We start from the raw sequence: 17,899 nt of genomic DNA, 5'->3' as shown, positions 1-17,899 counted from the left end.
GCTCGCCTCTTCCGCGAGCGGTACCGCATGACTTGCACCTGCGACGTCATGCGTGCCTTCTGCATGTACAAGGCCATCGTGCAGCGCGCAAGCGGCCGCCGATGGCATTTTTGGATTACGGCAGGGACGTTTAGGGGTTTTCCCCATAGAACATTTCCATGCGCATTTTGTTCCATTGACGGGACAATATGACACTTCGAGAATCGACGCCATGGATATGTCTCTGCCCCTGCCGAAGTATCACCAGATCTACCTCGTCTTGCGTGAACAGCTGCAGGAGGGGCAGTTCGATCGCGACGGCGTGCCCGGTGAGCACCAGTTGGCCGAACAGTTCGGCGTGGGCCGCGTCACGATACGCAAGGCGCTCCAAATGCTCGTCGCGGATCGCCTCATTGTGCGCCGCCCGGGGCTAGGCACCTGGCCGCTCCATGAAGGCCAGCCCACCGGCGGTGGCAAGACGCCCGGTACTTCGCGCGAAAAAGCGCATCTCAGCGGCTTGCTCGGCAATATCCTCACCATGGGTTTGCGCACCCGTGTGCAGGTGATCGACAGCACCGTTGTCAATGCTAGCGAAGCGATTGCTGAAGCGCTCGGCCTTGAAGTGGGCGCACCGGTACACAAGTCCATTCGCGTGCGCAGCGCCCAGGCGGGCCCGATTTCCCATATTACGACCCACGTGCCGCACGGCCTCGCGCCGATCAGCCACAAGGAACTCGAACGCAAGCCGCTGCTCGTGCTACTCGAAGAGGCCGGCGTCAAACTGGGCGCCGCCACACAAACCGTCAGCGCACGGCTTGCCGACGCCAACGTCGCACGGCACCTGGACGTGGCGGTCGGCTCGGCGCTGCTCGCCGTCACGCGTCTTGTGCGCGACATGAACGAACGCCCAGTGCAGTTGTTGCAAGGCCTGTATCGGCCAGACCGCTATCAATACCAGATGCAGCTTTCACGCGTTGGCGACATCGACGCCAAAATTTCAGTGAGCGAATAGCTGTCTGCCCTAACGCTTCCGCGCGCCTTCATTCCCGGATTACCTAAATAGTCCTTTGATATCTGACGTGACTCGATCTTGCATCGCCATCGCGGCACCCCACTGGGGATTTGCCCTATAAGGTATCCCCCAGCCCGTTTGTTCCATTGACCATAGAAACTGGGCCTCACAGATTCGTCTCCATGGCGATTTATGAGGCTCTGTCTAGTCGATCGTCACGCTCCATGGCGTCGCGCGGGCATTCCAGCCTAGTTGTTTTCCCTACAGAACATTTCAATACATTCTTTGTTCCATTGACGAACCAATATGGCACATCGAGAATGATTTTCATAGGACAAGCCTCGCTCCTTTCCACATTTTCCGCATCCGTTGAGACTGGAAATCGTGAACAAGCACTAAACACACGTTATCTTTCTATGTAGTACGAATCAATTAATCCGGCGTTTCGAATCATCTTTTGTTGCTGTGCAGATTTGCTTGACTGGAATCCCCCGCGCACTTGCGTGGACATTAAATAAAACTGCTTTCACTTCTTTCCATCGCGACGATACGCGAGTTGAGGGAAAGAAATTATCGGAGGAAGCTCATGAGCGCAACGCTCCCCACCAACGACGCGCATCCCGGCCTGCAGCAAGGGGAACGAGTGCACACGTCCCGCTGGACTCCGCTCCAGATCCTCGTCGTGGCGATCTGCACGGTCATCAACGCACTGGACGGAATGGACCTGCTCATCATGTCCTATATCGCGCCAGCGATGGCGGCCGACTGGCACGTCGGGTTTGCGACACTCGGCGTCGTGTTCAGCGCGGGGCTGGCCGGCATGTTGGTCGGCTGCGTCGTAGTCGCCCCCTTCGCTGACACCCTGGGAAGGCGGCCTATCGTCCTGCTGGCGTTGATCCTGATGACGATCGGCGCGGTAGGCAGCGGCTTCGCCAACAGCATTGGCGTGTTTTCCGCGCTGCGTGCGCTAACCGGGATCGGACTTGGAACGCTGCTCGCCAGCGTCGCCGCGCTGGTCAGCGAATATGCGCCGGCTGGACGCCGCTCGCTTGCCGTGGGCATCTTTCAGGCCGGCTACCCGATTGGGGCCGTCGCCACGGGGCTGGTCGCAATCGTCACCATCCCGGCTTTTGGCTGGAAAGCGACCCTCATTGGTGCGGGCGCAATCAGTGCCGTGCTGCTGCCGTTCGTCTGGGCGCTGCTGCCGGAATCCGTGGCGTTCCTCGAATCGCGCCAGCCGGCCGGAGCGCTAGCGCTCAGCAATAGCCTGCGCCGGCGTATGGGATGGTCTGAACTCCCGGCGCTGCCGCCGCGCGCCATGGCAGGCAATTTGCCAAAGCCGCGCGACCTGCTCGCGCCGGAATTGCGCCAGGCGACGATCGCGCTCTGGGCCTCCACCTTTCTGAGCTTCGGTGTCCTCTACTTCGTGACGAGCTGGATCCCGAAAATCGCAGTGGTAGCGGGCCTGAGCCAGGCCAACGGGCTGTGGTCGGGCAGCATCTTCAATCTCGGCGGCGTGATCGGCGATCTCGTTATCGGCTGGCTCGCTGTGCGCCGCTCGATCGGCAAGCTGATCGCCCTCTTTTTCACGCTGTGCGCGGTCTTGATGATGGTTTTCGCTCAACACCTGTCGCTCGCTTTCGTCCTCCTCACCGCGTTCGGGCTGGGCTTCACCCTTCAAGGTGGCTTCAGCGCCTTCTACTCGCTCTCGGCGCAGCTTTATCCCGCGCGCGTGCGCAGTTCGGGGATCGGCTGGGCCGTGGGGATTGGCCGCGGCGGTGCGATCATCGGCCCGATGGTCGGTGGCGCGCTGCTCGCCGCGAAGCTGCCGCTGTGGATTACCTTTGCCTGCTTCGCTGTCCCGCTGATCGTAGCCGGCTGGTTCGCCGTGCTCGCCTCTCGCATGCGCCAACTTTCCGTGTCCGATAATTGAATCACACAGGAAAACTTATGATCACCGATACGACTGTGGTCCCGGCAAGCGTACTGCTCGCACAGCCCCGCTCGGGATGGCTCGAGCGCTGGTCCGCCTTTGCCGTCTCGCAGCGAGACCAAGCGTTGCCGCAAGATGTGATCGAACGCGCCCGCCTAGTCTTGCTCGACAGCATCGGCGTCATCGCGGCAGGGATGCAGGAAAGCGATGTTTCGGCGCTGGTCGCCCGTCGCGCCACCGGCGGGAGCGCTTTCGTGCTCGGTAGCGGCAGGCACGCCACACCTGGCGAGGCCGCGTTCCTCTGCGGGCTGGCAGGCACGACCCTCGAACTCGACGAGGGCAATCAATTCGCGCGCGGCCACCCGGCCATCCACGTAGTTCCAGCACTGTTCGCGAGCGCCCGCGACGAGAGCGGCCTCGCGCTGCTGCGAGCACTGGCGCTCGGCTACGAAATCGCCTCGCGCATCGGCATCGCCGCCAAAATGCGAGTCACGATGCATCCGCATGGAACGTGGGGAACCGTAGGCGCTGCCGTTGCCGTGGCAGCGCGCTTCGCAATGCCGACGCGGCAACCTTCGCCAACACGATCAACCTCTCCGCCGGCCTTGGTGTCGCCACCAGCCGTCGCACGATGCTGGAAGGGGCAACGGTACGCAACACCTACGCCGGGCTATCCAATCAACTCGGCCTGCTCGCGTGGGACCTCGCCTGCTCCGGCCTCTCTGGCGAGGCCGATGCCGTCGCAACGGTCTATGGCGGCATCATCGCCGACGAGTTCTCGCCTGACGCCATGTTGGATCGCCTCGGCGAGCGCTGGGAGATTGCGCGCAATTACTTCAAGATGCACGCGGCCTGCCGTTATACGCATGCGTCACTCGATGTGCTGCAAACACTGATGCACGGTGAAGGCGGGCGTATTGCCCCCGAAGCCATTGAATCGATCGATGTCGACACGTATAGCTGGGCGGCGCAACTCGACTCGCCCACGCCCCGCACCATGCTTGCCGGCAAATTCTCGATTCCCTTCGCGCTGGCTACCACGCTCGTGTACGGTGAGGCGTCTCCTCAAGCGTTCCGCCAGGAGGCGCTCGACAACCCCACGATCATCGAGATCGCAGCGAAAGTCCGAATTCGCGAAGACATGGCAATGACGGCCGCGCTGCCCGCCGAGCGACCGGCGCGGCTGACCATCACGCTCAAGCATGGCCGGCGTCTGAGTGGCGAAACACGTGTCAATCGGGGCGATACCGAAACGCCCTATTCGTTCGATGCGATCGTCGCGAAGTTCCGGCGCCTGGCGCACCCGGTTTGGGGAAAAACGCTTTCGGCCGAAATCGAGCGGGCTGTCATGGGGATCGATCGCGCGCCAAGCTGCCGCCCGCTCATCGATCTGCTCTCAACACCGCCGCGCGCAGCACGGTGACGACAAGCCATTGCACGACCCGCGTCGTGGCGCAAGCGCAGGCGTGATGCCAAAGAGCCCTGTGCAGCATCAACGCCGCACCAAGGACGTTTCTTAACGCAGCCACTCAACACCGTTTAAGTGTTTTCCCGATAGAACAATTCACGACGTGGTTTGTTCGGTTGACGGAACAATACGACACTTCGAAAATGCCGTTCATGGATATGTCTCTTCCCCTGCCCAAGTATCACCAGATCTATCTCATCCTGCGTGAGCAGTTGCAGGAAGGACGTTTCGATCGCGACGGCGTACCCGGAGAACATCATCTCGCCGATCAATTCGGCGTGGGCCGCATCACCATTCGCAAGTCGCTCGAAATGCTGGTAGCCGATGGGCTGATCATGCGCCGGCCCGGCCTTGGAACCTGGCCACTGCATCAGGCCCGCAACGCAGGCGATGGCAAGACACCGCAGGATTCTCGCGAAACCGCCCACTTGAACGGCCTGCTTGGCAACATCGTCACGATGGGTCTGCGCACGCGCGTGCACGTGATCGACAGTACCGTTGTGCACGCAACCGACGCGGTCGCGAAAGCGCTTTCACTCGAAGCGGGTGCACTCGTCCATAAAAGCATTCGCGTGCGTAGTGCTCAATCCGGGCCGATCTCGCACATCACCACGCACGTGCCGGCTGGCCTCGCCCCGATCAGCCGAAAGGCGCTCGAACGCAAGCCCCTGCTGGTCTTGCTCGAGGAAGCAGGCGTCGAACTGGGCGCCAGCACGCAAACCATCCGGGCACGTCTGGCCGATGCCGTGATCGCCCGCCATCTCGACGTGGCGGTGGGTTCCGCATTGCTCTCCGTCACGCGCCTCGTGCGCGATAGCCAGGACCGTCCGATTCAACTGCTGCAAGGCCTCTACCGGCCGGATCGCTACCAGTACCAGTTGCAGCTTTCCCGCGTCGGCGACGTCGACGCCAAAGTGTCGGTTAGCGAAGATTTGACCGTCCAAACCTGGTGAATCTTCCGGAGTCACGCTCATGGATTCATGCTGCATTTTCCCGGTCTCTTCCGGAGCGTAATCAATTTTCGACATGCAAACGCTGACTCAAAAACTGCTGGCCGCAGCGTGCGGCCGTGACACGGTGGCCGTGGGAGAAATCGTCACCTGCCGCGTCGACCTCGCGATGTTCCATGATTCGAGTGGCCCACGCCGCCTCCAGCCTATGCTCGACACGCTCGGCGCAACGCTGTGGGACAAATCGAGAGTCGTGCTCGTGCTCGACCACTACGTGCCCGCGCAGGACGACGAATCGCGCCGCATCGTGCGCATTGCGCGAGACTGGGCCGCGCAGCAGTCGCTGCCCAACGTCTATGACTCCGTGGGCATCTGCCACGTCGTGCTGCCCGAGCACGGCCATCTGCGCCCCGGCATGTTCTGCGTGGGCGGCGACTCGCACTCGCCCACCGGCGGCGCGTTCGGCGCGTACATGTTCGGCATCGGCAGCACAGAGATGCTGGGCGTGGCGGTGTCGGGCGAGATCTGGGTGAAGGTGCCCGAAACGATCCGGATGTGCTGGGAAGGCCGGCTGGCCGACGGCGTCACCGCCAAGGACATGATGCTGCACATGATCGGCCGCTTCGGCATGAATGGCGGGCGCTATCAGGCGATGGAGTTCTGCGGCGAGGCGGTGCGCGCGCTCTCGATGCAGGAGCGCATGACGCTCTCGAACATGAGCGCCGAGTTGGGCTCGCAGGTCGGCCTCGTCGCCCCCGATGCAGTGACACTCGATTACCTGCGCTCGGTTGGCGTGACCGACGAGATCGACGTGGTGCGCTGGCAAGGCGACCCAGACGCCGCCGCAGAAGTCCACTGCTTCGACGCGAGCACGCTCGTCCCGCAGATCGCCGCGCCGCATAGCCCCGCGAACACGCAACCCGTGCACGCGTTCGACGGCGTGGCCGTGGACGTTGCGTACCTCGGTGCCTGCACGGGCGCGAAGCTCGAAGACCTGCGCGCCGCGGCCCGCGTGCTTAAGGGCCGCCGCGTGGCCGACGGGCTGCGCTTTGTGGTCGCGCCCGCTTCGGCGCGCGACGAAGCGCAGGCGGCGCGCGAAGGCGTGATGGACGTGCTGCGCGAAGCGGGCGCACAGGTGCTCGCCAATTCGTGCGGAGCGTGCGCCGGCTACGGCGGTTCGATTCCCGAAGGCGCTACCGTGCTCTCGAGCACGGCGCGCAATTTCAAAGGGCGCATGGGCGCCGAAACGGCCCAGGTCTACCTGGGGTCCCCCTACTCCGTCGCCGCGGCCGCGCTCGCCGGTCGTATCGCCGACGCGCGCGACATGCTTGCCTGAGCCAATGAATTTCGCAGTCCATACTTCTTCCGCAGCCTCGGCGCTCGACACGCGTCATCGCGCCTGGTGCGTGGGCGCCGACATCGACACCGATGCGCTCGCGCCCGGCGCCTACATGAAATTCGGCATCGACGAGATCGCGCGCCACTGCCTGCAACGCGTGCGCCCCGAGTTTGCCGCCAACGTGCAGCCAGGTGACGTGCTCGTGGCGGGGCCCGGCTTCGGCATCGGCTCCTCGCGCGAGCAAGCCCCTGCCGCCCTCGTGCAACTCGGCGTGCGCGCGGTCATCGCGCCGTCGTTCAGCGGTCTCTTTTTCCGCAACGCCTTCAACGTGGGGCTCTTGCTGCTCACCTGCGCCGACGCGCCGTGCATTGCCGAGGGCGAAGCCCTCGCGCTCGCACCGCGCGAAGGCTACATCGAACGCGCCGACGGCAGCCGCCTTGCCTGCGAAAGCGTGCCGGGGTTCCTCCTCGACATGGTCGACGCCGGAGGCCTGCTGAATCTGCTCAAGCAGCGCTATCCGAAATCCAACGGAGCTTCATCATGCTAGATCCCGTCACCCTTGCGGTCCTCAAAGGCCGGCTGGAACAGATCGCCGACGAAATGGACGCGACCCTGTACCGCAGCGCCTTCAATCCGATCATCGCCGAGGCTCACGACGCCTGCCACGGCATCTATGACGCCGCGAGCGGCGCGACGCTCGTGCAGGGCAAGTCGGGCCTGCCCGTGTTCGTGGGCGCGATGGCCTTCGCCGTGCAGGCTGCCGCGCGCGCGGCAGCCGAACGCGGCGGCATGCGCGAGGGCGATGTCTGGCTCTTCAACGACCCGTACGAAGGCGGCACGCACGCAAACGACTTCAAACTCGTGCGCCCCGTGTTTCGCGGCGGCAAGCTTTACTGCTACCTCGCTTCGGCCGCGCACTGGCACGATGTGGGCGGCGCGGTGCCGGGCAACTACAATCCGGCCGCCACCGAATGCTGGCAGGAAGCCGTGCAGATCCCCCCCGTGCGCATCGTGCGCGGCGGCACACTCGACCCCGACGTGCTCGCGATTCTCAAGGCCAACACGCGCCTGCCCGATAGCTTGTGGGGCGACCTGAACGGCCAGCTCGCCGCGCTTGAACTCGGCGCGAAACGCCTCGCCGATCTGCTCGACGTATATGGCGACGCCACGGTGCAAGACGCGCTCGGCCTGCTGCGCGAGCGCGCCGTGAAGCTCATGCGCGCGCATATTGCCGCGTTGCCCGACGGTGAATACACCTACCAGGACACGCTCGACAACGACGGCGTACGCGACGAGCCGCTCACCATCGCGCTCACCATGCGCGTGGCCGGCGACACGCTCACGCTCGACTTCGCGGGCACCTCGCCCGCTTGCCTCGGGCCGGTCAACATCTCGCGCGCCACGGCGATTGCGGCGTGCTACGTGGCGCTCAAGCATCTGTTCCCCGACGTGCCAGCGAATGCAGGCGTGCTCGACGCCGTCGACTTCGCACTGTCCGACGACCTGCTGATCTCGGCGCAGCGCCCGCGCCCGGTGGGCGGCTACACCGAAACCATTCTGCGCATGATCGACGTGATCTTCTGCGCAATGGCCAAGGCCGCGCCCGAGCGCGCCATGGCCCAGGCGTACGGGACCATCAATGCGCTGTCGATCGCGGGCTACCGCAGCGACCCGGAACGCAAGGGCCAGCGCTGGGTCATGTTCAGCTTCTTCGGCGGCGGACACGGCGGACACGCCGACGGCGACGGCCTCTCGCACGGCAACGCCCCGATCTCGACGGCGACGATTCCGCCCGTGGAGATCCTCGAAGCCGCGTACCCCGTGCGCTTCACGCAGTGGGCGCTGCGCCCCGACTCAGCGGGCGACGGCGAGCACCGCGGTGGCCTCGGCGCCATCTACGAGATCGAATTGCTCGAAGAGAGCGCACAGGCTTTCGTGTTCGGCGAGCGCGGCCGTTCGGCGCCGCAGGGCATCGCGGGCGGCGAGGCCTCGGTGCCCAATGTGTTTCGCTATCAGCACGAGGGGGAATGGCACAGCCCTCCCATGGCTTCGAAGATGCTGGGCATCAGCCTCACGCGCGGCGAGCGCGTGCGCCTCGAAACGCCGGGCGGCGGCGGCTATGGCAATCCAGCGAAGCGCAGCGCAGCGGCGCGCGGCCATGATCGGGCAATGGGTTACGTGACACAGCCGGCGAACGACGAAAGCGACACGATCGGCATAACCGGCATACAAGGCAGCAAGGAGCGACAGGCATGAGCGCAGCAATCAACGCGGCAGCGCCGCTCGTCGTCGGCGTCGACGTCGGGGGCACTTTCACCGATCTGTTCGTCCTCGACGAAGCCGCCGGCGCGGCGCGCATCGTCAAGGTGCCCTCCACGCGGGGCGAAGAGGCGCGCGGCTTCATGAACGGCATCGAGCGCGTGGGCGACGGTGCAAGCGCCGGCAACGCGCGCGCCATCGCGACCATCGTGCATGGCACCACCGTGGGCACCAATGCGCTGCTCGAGCGCAAGGTGGCGCGCACCGGCATCATCACGACGGCAGGCTTTCGCGACGTGCTCGAAATGCGCCGGCGCGACCGGCCTGCCACCTGGGGCCTGCGCGGCGACTTCGAACCCGTCGTGCCGCGCAACCTGCGACTCGAAGTGAACGAGCGCGTGCTCGCCGACGGCACCGTGCACACCGAAGTCGACCTCGAACAGGTGAAGGCCGCCGCCCAGGCACTCCTCGATGCGGATTGCGAAGCCGTTTGCGTGTTCTTCGTGAACGCCTACGCGAACTCCGTCAACGAACAGCGCGCCGTGGCGGCCGTGCGCGCACTCTGGCCGAACAGCAACGTCACGGCGGCGACCGAAGTCCTACCTGAAATCCGCGAATTCGAGCGCTGCTCGACGGCCACGCTCAACGCCGCGCTGCAACCGGTCGTGGGCGGCTACCTCGGGCGGCTGGAGCGCGACCTCAAGGCGCAAGGATTCGGCGGCGAATTGCTGGTGGTGCAAAGCAATGGCGGGATCATGTCGCGCCAGACGGCGAGCGATGTGCCCGTGCGCACCGCCCTTTCCGGGCCGGCGGCCGGCGTGATCGCCTGCGCGGCCATCGCCCGCGCGGCGGGCTTTCCCAATGTCGTGACAGGCGACATGGGCGGCACGTCATTCGACGTCTCGCTCGTGGCGGGCGGCGAAGCGTCGCTCTCCGCGCAGACTTCGATCGAATTCGGCATGGTGGTGCGCTCGCCGATGATCCAGATCGAAACCATCGGTGCGGGCGGTGGCTCGATCGCCTCCGTAGACGCGGGCGGCCTGCTCCAGGTGGGCCCCGAGTCGGCGGGCAGCATTCCCGGCCCAGTCTGCTACGGCCGCGGCAACACACGCCCCACCGTGACGGATGCCAACGTGCTGCTCGGGCGCATTGCCGCCGACCGCCCGCTTGGCGGCGGCCTGCTCGCGAAGCTCGACAGCGAACGCGCAGCCGAAGCGATCCGCACGCACGTTGCCGCGCCGCTCGGTCTCGACGTACACGCCGCCGCCGAAGCGATTCTTACCGTCGCCAATGCGCGTATGGCGGGCGCCATTCGCCTCGTTTCGATCGAGCGCGGGCACGACCCGCGCCAGTTCGCCTACATGCCCTTTGGCGGCGGCGGCGCGCTGCATGCATGCGCGATGATGCGAGAGGTGGGCACTACCACGGGCATCGTGCCGCGCTACCCGGGCGTGACCTCGGCGCTCGGTTGCGTGATCGCTGACATGCGGCACGACGGCGTCCAGACGCTCAACCAGCCGCTCGCCGCGCTTGATGTCGACGATCTGAACGCGCGCGTCGAGGCCATGGCGCAGGCGTGCCAGCAGCGACTCGACTCGGCCGGCGTGCGCTTCGAGGCGGTGCGCGAGAGCATCGAACTCGACATGCTGTACGTGGGGCAAAGCCACACCGTACGCGTGCCGGTGACGCGCGACACGCTCGATCGCGCGGGCATCGCGCGCGCGTTCGAGACGATCTATCGCGAAGCGTTCGGGCGCGCGCTCGACGGCATTCCCGTGCGCATTCTGAACCTGCGTTATGCGCGGATCGGCGTGCGGCCGAAGTTCGACCTCGCGGTGCTCGCACCGCAGGCAAACGACATGCCCGCGCCGCTCGGCACGCAGCAGGTCTATCACGCGGGCCAGTGGTGGGAAGCCACGCGCTACGAGCGTCTCGCACTGCCCGTGGACGCGGCCGTGAGCGGGCCCGCCATTCTCGAGCAGTCGGACACCACCATCTGGCTGGAGCCCGGCTTTAGCGCCCGGGTGGATGCGCTCGGCAACCTCCTCATCACACGCGAAGCGATCTGACGGACACGCCATGACAGCACACGACACCCGCATCGACGCGCGGCGCACAGCGCTCGTGATCGTCGATCTGCAGCATGACTTCATTGGCGCGGGCGGCGCCTACGATCGCGGCGGCGCGGTGGCGCCCGAGGCTCGCGCGCTGCCTGCACGCGTAGCACCCCTCGCCCGCCAGCTCAAGGCGGCGGGCGGCTACGTCGCGGCGAGCCAGTTCACGCTGTGGCCCGACGCCAACGGCGAGCCCATGATCTCGCCCCACCTGCGGCAGTTGCGCCCGTTCCTCGCGCGCGGCGATTTCGTGGCTGGCTCCGCCAGTCACGCCACCTTGCCCGAACTGGCCCAATACGTCGACGCCAGCGTGTGGAAAGTCGCCTACTCGGCGTTCTTCAACACGCAGCTCGACTGGGTGCTGCGCCGCGCGGGCATCGCCACCGTGGCGGTGTGCGGCATCGTCACCAACGGCGGCGTGGCCAGCACGGCGCGCGACGCACATATGCGCGACTATCGCGTGCTCGTGCTTGCGGACGGCTGTGCGGCGTCGACGCAAACGGCGCACGAGGCGGCGCTAGCCGATCTGCGCACCGTGGCGGACGTCACCACTTGCGAGGCCTTCGCGGGCCGGCTCGCGACATGAGCGCGCCTATCGTCAAACGCGGGCTGCCGGGCACTGCCGACCTGCCCCATGTGAGTGTCGTGATCGTCGGTGCGGGGGCCTGCGGACTCACCGCCGCGCTCGCGCTGCAGGACGCCGGCATCGACTGCGTGCTGCTCGAACGCGACGCCGCGCCAAGAGGGTCAACTGCGCTCTCCTCCGGTTTCATCCCGGCGGCGGCCAGCGCAGTGCAGCGCGACGCGGGCATCGACGACAACCCCGAACGCTTCGCCGCCGACATCCTCGGCAAGACCGAAGGCACGGCCGCGCCGCATCTCGTGCGCGCCTATAGCGAGGCTTCGGGCGCGGCCATCGACGCGCTCGCGCGCCACGGCCTCGAATTCGAGATTCTCGACGGCTTCCTGTATCCGGGCCACACCGCGCGGCGCATGCACAGCCTGCCAGAGCGCACCGGTGCGGCGCTCATGGCGGCGCTGGAGCGCGCCGTTGCCGCCACCGATGCGGCGATCCTCACGCGTACGCTGGTGCGCGAACTCTGGGTGGACGACGACGCGCGCGTCGTGGCGGTTGGCGGCGAGCGGCCCGACGGCACGATGGAATACCTGCTCTGCGACACGGTGCTACTTGCCTGCAACGGCTTTGGCGGTAATGCGGCGTTGCGCGAGGCGCTGTTGCCGGAGATGGCCGAAGCCGTCTACGGCGGCCACGAAGGCAACGACGGCAGTGCGCTGCTGTGGGGCCGCCAGCTCGACGCGGGCGAAGCCGACCTGGGCGGCTACCAGGGCCACGGCTCGTGGGCGAGCCCGCACGGCATTCTGATTTCGTGGGCCGTGATCATGGATGGCGGCGTACAGATCAACCGCGCGGGCCAGCGCTTCCACGACGAGACGCACGGCTATTCCGAAGCGGCCGTTCACGTGCTTGCCCAACCGGGCGGCGTGGCGTGGAACGTGTTCGACGCCCAGACGCTCGCGCTCGCGCGCACGTTTCCAGACTTCTGCGAAGCCGAGGCGGCCGGCGCGCTGAAAACCGCCGAAAACGTGGATGCGCTGGCAGCGATCATCGGATGCGACGCTGCCGCACTGCGCGCCACGTTCGAGAGCATCGTGCCCGGCGTCACGGCGCCGGACGGGCGCCAGTTCACGCGCGCGCTCCAGGCGCCCTGGTACGCCGTGAAAGTAACCGGCGCGCTCTTTCACACACAAGGCGGTCTCGACATCGACGCGCACTGCCGTGTGCTGCGCGAAAACGGCACGCCGTTGCCTAACCTGCTGGCCGCGGGCGGCGCCGCGCGTGGCGTTTCGGGTAATGCCGTCTGGGGTTACCTCTCCGGCAACGGCCTGCTCTCGGCGGTCGCGGGCGGCCATATCGCGGCGCAAACTGTAATCGCGCAACGCTCAATATCCAATGAAAAGGAGTCCACAGCATGACGACATCGCCGTCACTTGAAGCGAGGCTTGGCGAAGGGGTGTTGCTCGCGCCCGGCGTTTATGACGCGCTTTCTGCGTTGATCGCCGCGCAAGCGGGCTTCGAAGCGCTTTATCTCTCGGGCGCCTCGATCGCCTATACGCGGCTCGGCCGCTCGGACGTAGGCCTCACCACTTATCCCGAGGTGGAAGACACACTCGCGCGCATTGCAGATCGCGTCGCGCTGCCTGTGATCGTCGACGCGGACACCGGCTTTGGCAACGCGCTCAACGTGAAGCGCACGGTACGCGGCTTCGAGCGCGCCGGCGCCGCGATGATCCAGCTCGAAGACCAGACCTTCCCGAAACGCTGCGGACATCTGGACGGCAAAGGAGTGGTGAGCGTGCAGGAAATGGCTGGCAAGGTGCGCGCCGCAGTGGACGCACGCCACGACCCGTGCACGCTGATCCTCGCCCGCACGGACGCCGTGGCCGTGGAAGGATTCGAAGCCGCGCTCGAGCGCGCGGAGCACTACCTGGAAGCCGGCGCGGACGCGCTTTTCATCGAAGCGCTACGCACGCAGGAGCAAATGGCAACGGCCTGCACGCGCTTCGCCGGGCGCGTGCCGCTGCTCGCGAACATGGTCGAAGGCGGCAAGACGCCGGTGCAAAGCGTGTCGGCGCTCGCCGAACTCGGCTTTGGCATCGTGATCTTTCCTGGCGGCACGGCGCGCGCGGTGGCGCACACGCTGCAAGGGTATTACGCCACGCTGCGCGCGTCGGGATCGACCGCCGACTGGCGCGCAAGGATGCTCGATTTCGACGGCCTCAATGCAGTGATCGGGACATCTGAATTGCTGCAGGAGGCGAAGCGCTACGCATAGCAGAAACGCAGCGCGGGGCGGTTGTTGGACGGCGGGGATTTGAGTCAATTCCGCCGCACCACCGTGCGCGCCGAAGAACATACCAGTTCAGCCAGATGTTTTTGTCTTTTCGAGCCAACTTTCGCCCATCTCCTCGGCGATCGCGTCCGCGACCCTCCCCATCTGTCCCAGATGTGGCGAACGCAGCAGCAGCACGTTAAAACGCAGCGTTCCGCAGGCGCCAATGATTGGCTCGATGCCGGTCAATTTCGGTGCTCCGAGCGACCGTTCTGGCATCAGCCCGAGGCCGACGCCCTGGCGCACAAGTTCCGTCTGGAGCCCCTGATGCTCGATTTCGGCTGTCACGACCAGCGGTCGGTCGTCTAGCGCGAGACGCCTCGCGAGGCTGCGGCGCCCATCGCACGGTTCGGGGCTCAGAATCCAGCCAAGGCGTTTCCACCTGTCGGGCGCTGCGGCAAGACCGCGCGCGCCGACCGCCACGAGGCTTTCCTGCCCTATCGGCTCCGCGTGATGAACCACGTCTTCGCCGGCGAGGATGATCGCGGCGTCCAGCATTCCCATGCGGTGCTGCTCTGCCAGTTCGTTGCTCCAGCCGGACTTCAGACGAAGCGAGAGACGAGGGAATCGCGCAATGACGGCCGCCACGCGCTCGGCCAGGCTCGCGTCGGCGAGTCCGTTGACGAGACCCAGCCGAAACACGCCTTCCGGCTCGGGCGTAGCGGCCAGGGATTTCAACTGCGCGAAACCATCCAGGATTTCCCGGCAGCGATCTAGAGCCTGTACTCCCATTGGCGTGAGCGACGGCGGCTTCTGAACGACGGCGGGAGCTATTTCAACAGCCTGCCAGACCAGAAAACAGGTAGATGCCCAGGAAAACTGGATGACATTGTCAACGATATCACGCTGCAGACGGGCCCGATGACCGGATAGCAATACGCCGGTGGTGGACAGCCAGCGCTGCCTCGCCGCCGCTCGTGGCGTGAAAGAGTCCAAGCTGCTCGAACTCCTCTTCCTGCAGCGGCGTGATGGCGATATCCGTGTAGGCGTAACGTTCCGGTGCCTTCATGACTTCCCTGAGGGTCGCCTCTGTCCTGAGGTAGAAGCGCAGATATTTTGTCAACTTGACAGCGGTCTCACTCCAGTAGCGCGGATAGAAGCGAAGCGGCGATTCGACCGGTAGCCCCCAACGGCGGTCACGGCGGTGTTTCATTCGCAGGGCTCCCCCTTCGAGCGGATGCACACCCTCGTGTTCGATCATCAGTCTGAACCAGGCGATTGTGCGCATGATCGTCTTCGGTCGGCCGTTCGGGATCTGCGCTGCCCGCTTGACGATAGTGCGGATGTGCTCGTACGAGTAAAACGCGCTCCAGGCGCACCGATACGCTTCTTCCCATTCAGCGTCCGACATTTTCGGGTGGTGCGTGACCCGGTGGTTGGTGTCGTATTTGTTGATGTCCGGGTCCATCCATTCAGCGTTCCTTACCATCGTCTGATGATCCTCGGAGCCCGGAAGCGGGGTAAGCATGAAGAATTCGAGAATGTCGATTGGCAATTCACGCTTGATGATCTCGATGTCGCGCAGGATCGATTCTTTCGTGTCCGCCGGGAATCCGATGATATAGCCAGCGTAGGTAATCGCGCCGTGGGCGCGCCACTTCTGCAGCATGGCGCGGTATTCGGTGATCTTGTTCTGCCGCTTCTTGGCCGCGATCAGATTCTCGGGATTGATATTCTCAAGCCCGATGAACACGCGACGTACGCCCGCGCGCGTTGCCTTCTCGATGAAGTTTGGAATCTTGTGACAGAGCGTGTCGACCTGGATCGTGAAGCCGCAGTGAATGCCTTCCTTTTCCCGAAGTTCGATGATGCGGTCGAGAAGGATTTCCCAGTCGTGGTTGCGAGCGAAATTATCATCCGTGACGAAGAACCGGTCGATGCCCTGCTTTGCGTTCTCGCGGATGATCTTTTCGAGATCGTCAGGGGTGCGAAAGCGACTCTTGTGCCCCTGCACGTTGATGATGGTGCAAAACGAGCACTGATACGGGCAACCACGACCGAGGTCAACCGAGGTATAGGTACCTGCCGTGCGTTCGATATGCCTGCGCGGCAAGAAGGGCTGGGGAGCACCTTCGAGCGACGGTAACGTGTCCATGAAATTATACAAGGGCTTCATTGCACCGTTCCACGCGTCGAGAAGGACCTCATCAAGACGCCGCCCCTCGGTCTCCCCAGCGAAGAGCGCCACACCCATTGCTTGCGCTTCCTTAAGCTCAGCGGGCATCTCCGGCAGCATGGAGATGCAGCCAGAAACGTGGAAGCCACCGATCGCAACCGGCAAGCCTGCGGCACGGAACTGGCGGGCGAGGTCGAGTGCGCGCGGGTACTGGTTCGACTGCACACCGACCAGACCAATCATCGATCTTCCGCCCTTTGCCTTCAGGTCACGAATGATGCGCTCTGGCCACACCCGCTGGTTGGTTTCGTCGCATGTTTCGATCTCAAACTGGACGTCGGGGCCCAGCAGGTTTCTCTTTCGCGCGTCATCAGCGAGCGCATACATACAGGCGAGTGTATTGGAAGGCATGACCGAGCGGAGCCACTGGATCGGGTAGCCGTCGTCGTCGTAATGGGTCGGCTTGATGAGGACGAGAGAGAATCGAAGACTGTCAGAAATCGAGTACATCGTGTCCATGGTCTGCCCTGTAGCCCTGTCTGGGAGTCACAAAACCGTGAAGGTCATCCGTCTTCCGAAAACTGGAGTTGGATGGTGAACTGGCACGCAGTACAACAACGCGCATCCTACCCGCCTGGCCCCCTGCTGTGTTTACAATTCCGCGGCCGCCAGGCGCAAATCGACGAGGAGACGGCATGGGCTCCATCTGAATTGAGTGTAGTGGGCAATGAGTGGTTTTCCGCGGCTTGCTCGACACGTTTTCGTTGTTCCGGCTTACCGAATCCCTTCAATGGGTCAGCGGCGTCAAGTTCAGGATCAGCAGACTCCTCTTCGTCAGGATTGGCAACGGCGAAAGGACGCAGCGTTTGCATGCGATCCTCGAGCAGCTTGAGAACTCGGCGCCTCGCATCATCGGCTTTGGTGTCCGGACCCGCGAGATACATATATTTTGCCTGGCGGACGGAATCGTCCGAACAAGCCCCCCGCTAATCGGACCACGCGAACGGCCGATGTACCTTTTAAAATTGCCGTTGAGGGAACACCGGGTCGACCGGAAGCAACGGGTCGACCCATGCCCTTTGCATGAGACACGCATCCGGGACGCCGGCCGTGCCCGGTCGTGGGACGCAGTGCGGCCACCTCCTGCCGCTCACCAGGAGATTTTGACCGAGATTCAAACGTCGGCTCAGGTCAGACAACGGGCTGTTACGAGACGATCGCATTCATCCCGCTGTCAGCTGATCGGTGCCGCTTCCTCCGGTTGTCACTTCGAATGTTGGCTCGATATTCACGCTGCGCTGCTCCAGCTCTCCGCCGGCATGATTCGCCTTCACCTGGTCAACAACCTGTACAGGCAGATCTAGGTCCGCATGGCATCCTTGTAGATGCGCCCATCCTTCATGATCAGTTTCAGGTTCTTCTCGGGATCGGCGAGCAATGCCACGTTGTCGAGTGGGTTACCGTCGACGACCAGCAAATCGGCCCATGCCCCCCCGCTCCAGCACCCCCAGTTTGGCGGGATAGGGGTTGCGCTCGCCGGAGAGCGCAAGCAACTCCCCGTTTCCCCCCGTCACCATCCGCAAAGTCTCGGAGCCGCTGTACCAGCGGGCCATATTGCCGATCATCAAACCTTGGCGCGCCGTCACGGCCGGTGAGAAGATCAGGTCGGTCCCGAACGCCACCTTGAGTTCGTGCTTGCGTGCGAGCTTGTACAAGTTGTCGGTCCCCACGATGACTTCCCGGAACTTGTCGAGGATCGGTCCCGCTAGCGGCCCGACGTCGTCCTCGTTCACGAATGGTTGTGTACTCAACCATGT

At 64.5% G+C, this 17,899-nt stretch carries 13 protein-coding genes and 2 pseudogenes; 12 read left to right on the top strand and 3 right to left on the bottom strand.

Features of this window, described 5'->3' with window-relative positions; translation table 11 throughout:
• Positions 1-211: 211 nt before the first annotated feature.
• From A3CW_RS0139095 to A3CW_RS0139045, 12 genes and pseudogenes are all read left to right on the top strand, one after another.
• The gene (locus A3CW_RS0139095) at positions 212-991 is read left to right on the top strand and encodes a GntR family transcriptional regulator (protein WP_028208390.1); all 780 of its coding nucleotides are present in this window, start codon (positions 212-214) and stop codon (positions 989-991) included.
• A gap of 586 nt (positions 992-1,577) precedes the next feature.
• Positions 1,578-2,924 (top strand): MFS transporter, encoded by a 1,347-nt coding sequence (locus A3CW_RS49080; RefSeq protein ID WP_051482020.1) that lies wholly within the window; start codon positions 1,578-1,580, stop codon positions 2,922-2,924.
• A gap of 17 nt (positions 2,925-2,941) precedes the next feature.
• Positions 2,942-3,418: pseudogene (locus A3CW_RS54625) on the top strand (MmgE/PrpD family protein); the annotation flags it as partial.
• Positions 3,419-3,435: 17 nt separating this feature from the next.
• On the top strand, positions 3,436-4,347 hold the full coding sequence (locus A3CW_RS53665) for an MmgE/PrpD family protein (RefSeq protein WP_211254124.1): 912 nt from the start codon (positions 3,436-3,438) through the stop codon (positions 4,345-4,347).
• A 197-nt stretch (positions 4,348-4,544) separates the two neighbouring features.
• A complete protein-coding gene (locus A3CW_RS0139080; protein ID WP_028208389.1) occupies positions 4,545-5,345 on the top strand; it encodes a GntR family transcriptional regulator in 801 nt (266 codons plus the stop codon).
• A 73-nt stretch (positions 5,346-5,418) separates the two neighbouring features.
• Positions 5,419-6,678 carry a 3-isopropylmalate dehydratase large subunit gene (locus A3CW_RS0139075; protein ID WP_211254123.1) on the top strand — a complete coding sequence of 420 codons (1,260 nt, stop codon included), beginning with the start codon at positions 5,419-5,421 and terminating at the stop codon, positions 6,676-6,678.
• Between the two features lie 4 nt (positions 6,679-6,682).
• A complete protein-coding gene (locus A3CW_RS0139070; protein WP_051482019.1) occupies positions 6,683-7,228 on the top strand; it encodes a LeuD/DmdB family oxidoreductase small subunit in 546 nt (181 codons plus the stop codon).
• Positions 7,222-8,937: a hydantoinase B/oxoprolinase family protein gene (locus A3CW_RS0139065; protein ID WP_028208386.1), complete on the top strand. Its 1,716-nt coding sequence runs from the start codon at positions 7,222-7,224 to the stop codon at positions 8,935-8,937. The genes A3CW_RS0139070 and A3CW_RS0139065 overlap by 7 nt, the downstream gene beginning before the upstream one ends.
• The gene (locus A3CW_RS0139060) at positions 8,934-11,009 is read left to right on the top strand and encodes a hydantoinase/oxoprolinase family protein (RefSeq protein WP_028208385.1); all 2,076 of its coding nucleotides are present in this window, start codon (positions 8,934-8,936) and stop codon (positions 11,007-11,009) included. Before A3CW_RS0139065 ends, A3CW_RS0139060 begins: the two co-directional genes overlap by 4 nt.
• 10 nt (positions 11,010-11,019) lie before the next feature.
• The gene (locus A3CW_RS0139055) at positions 11,020-11,640 is read left to right on the top strand and encodes a cysteine hydrolase family protein (protein ID WP_028208384.1); all 621 of its coding nucleotides are present in this window, start codon (positions 11,020-11,022) and stop codon (positions 11,638-11,640) included.
• Positions 11,637-13,049 (top strand): FAD-dependent oxidoreductase, encoded by a 1,413-nt coding sequence (locus A3CW_RS0139050; RefSeq protein ID WP_028208383.1) that lies wholly within the window; start codon positions 11,637-11,639, stop codon positions 13,047-13,049. Before A3CW_RS0139055 ends, A3CW_RS0139050 begins: the two co-directional genes overlap by 4 nt.
• Positions 13,046-13,909, top strand: coding sequence for an isocitrate lyase/PEP mutase family protein (locus A3CW_RS0139045; protein WP_028208382.1), 864 nt, complete (start codon positions 13,046-13,048; stop codon positions 13,907-13,909). Before A3CW_RS0139050 ends, A3CW_RS0139045 begins: the two co-directional genes overlap by 4 nt.
• Before the next feature lie 87 nt (positions 13,910-13,996).
• Here A3CW_RS0139045 and A3CW_RS0139040 read toward each other — a convergent pair whose 3' ends face one another.
• The 3 genes and pseudogenes from A3CW_RS0139040 to A3CW_RS49065 all read right to left on the bottom strand — a co-directional run.
• The gene (locus A3CW_RS0139040; protein WP_154678173.1) at positions 13,997-14,902 is read right to left on the bottom strand and encodes a substrate-binding domain-containing protein; all 906 of its coding nucleotides are present in this window, start codon (positions 14,900-14,902) and stop codon (positions 13,997-13,999) included.
• Complete coding sequence (locus A3CW_RS49070; protein ID WP_035515263.1) at positions 14,808-16,601, bottom strand: B12-binding domain-containing radical SAM protein; 1,794 nt, start codon at positions 16,599-16,601, stop codon at positions 14,808-14,810. Before A3CW_RS49070 ends, A3CW_RS0139040 begins: the two co-directional genes overlap by 95 nt.
• A 938-nt stretch (positions 16,602-17,539) precedes the next feature.
• Positions 17,540-17,899: pseudogene (locus A3CW_RS49065) on the bottom strand (amidohydrolase family protein); the annotation flags it as partial.

It is taken from the genome of Paraburkholderia nodosa DSM 21604 (assembly GCF_000519185.1).
In the GTDB taxonomy this organism is placed as follows: Bacteria; Pseudomonadota; Gammaproteobacteria; order Burkholderiales; family Burkholderiaceae; genus Paraburkholderia; species Paraburkholderia nodosa.
This window is presented reverse-complemented; position numbering and strand designations above follow the sequence as displayed.

Bases quoted from the DNA above. Each gene is read 5' to 3' on its own strand.
- A3CW_RS0139095 (WP_028208390.1), top strand. From the start codon at position 212: ATGGATATGTCTCTGCCCCTGCCGAAGTATCACCAGATCTACCTCGTC.
- A3CW_RS49080 (WP_051482020.1), top strand. From the start codon at position 1,578: ATGAGCGCAACGCTCCCCACCAACGACGCGCATCCCGGCCTGCAGCAA.
- A3CW_RS0139080 (WP_028208389.1), top strand. From the start codon at position 4,545: ATGGATATGTCTCTTCCCCTGCCCAAGTATCACCAGATCTATCTCATC.
- A3CW_RS0139075 (WP_211254123.1), top strand. From the start codon at position 5,419: ATGCAAACGCTGACTCAAAAACTGCTGGCCGCAGCGTGCGGCCGTGAC.
- A3CW_RS0139070 (WP_051482019.1), top strand. From the start codon at position 6,683: ATGAATTTCGCAGTCCATACTTCTTCCGCAGCCTCGGCGCTCGACACG.
- A3CW_RS0139065 (WP_028208386.1), top strand. From the start codon at position 7,222: ATGCTAGATCCCGTCACCCTTGCGGTCCTCAAAGGCCGGCTGGAACAG.
- A3CW_RS0139060 (WP_028208385.1), top strand. From the start codon at position 8,934: ATGAGCGCAGCAATCAACGCGGCAGCGCCGCTCGTCGTCGGCGTCGAC.
- A3CW_RS0139055 (WP_028208384.1), top strand. From the start codon at position 11,020: ATGACAGCACACGACACCCGCATCGACGCGCGGCGCACAGCGCTCGTG.
- A3CW_RS0139050 (WP_028208383.1), top strand. From the start codon at position 11,637: ATGAGCGCGCCTATCGTCAAACGCGGGCTGCCGGGCACTGCCGACCTG.
- A3CW_RS0139045 (WP_028208382.1), top strand. From the start codon at position 13,046: ATGACGACATCGCCGTCACTTGAAGCGAGGCTTGGCGAAGGGGTGTTG.
- A3CW_RS49070 (WP_035515263.1), bottom strand. From the start codon at position 16,601: ATGGACACGATGTACTCGATTTCTGACAGTCTTCGATTCTCTCTCGTC.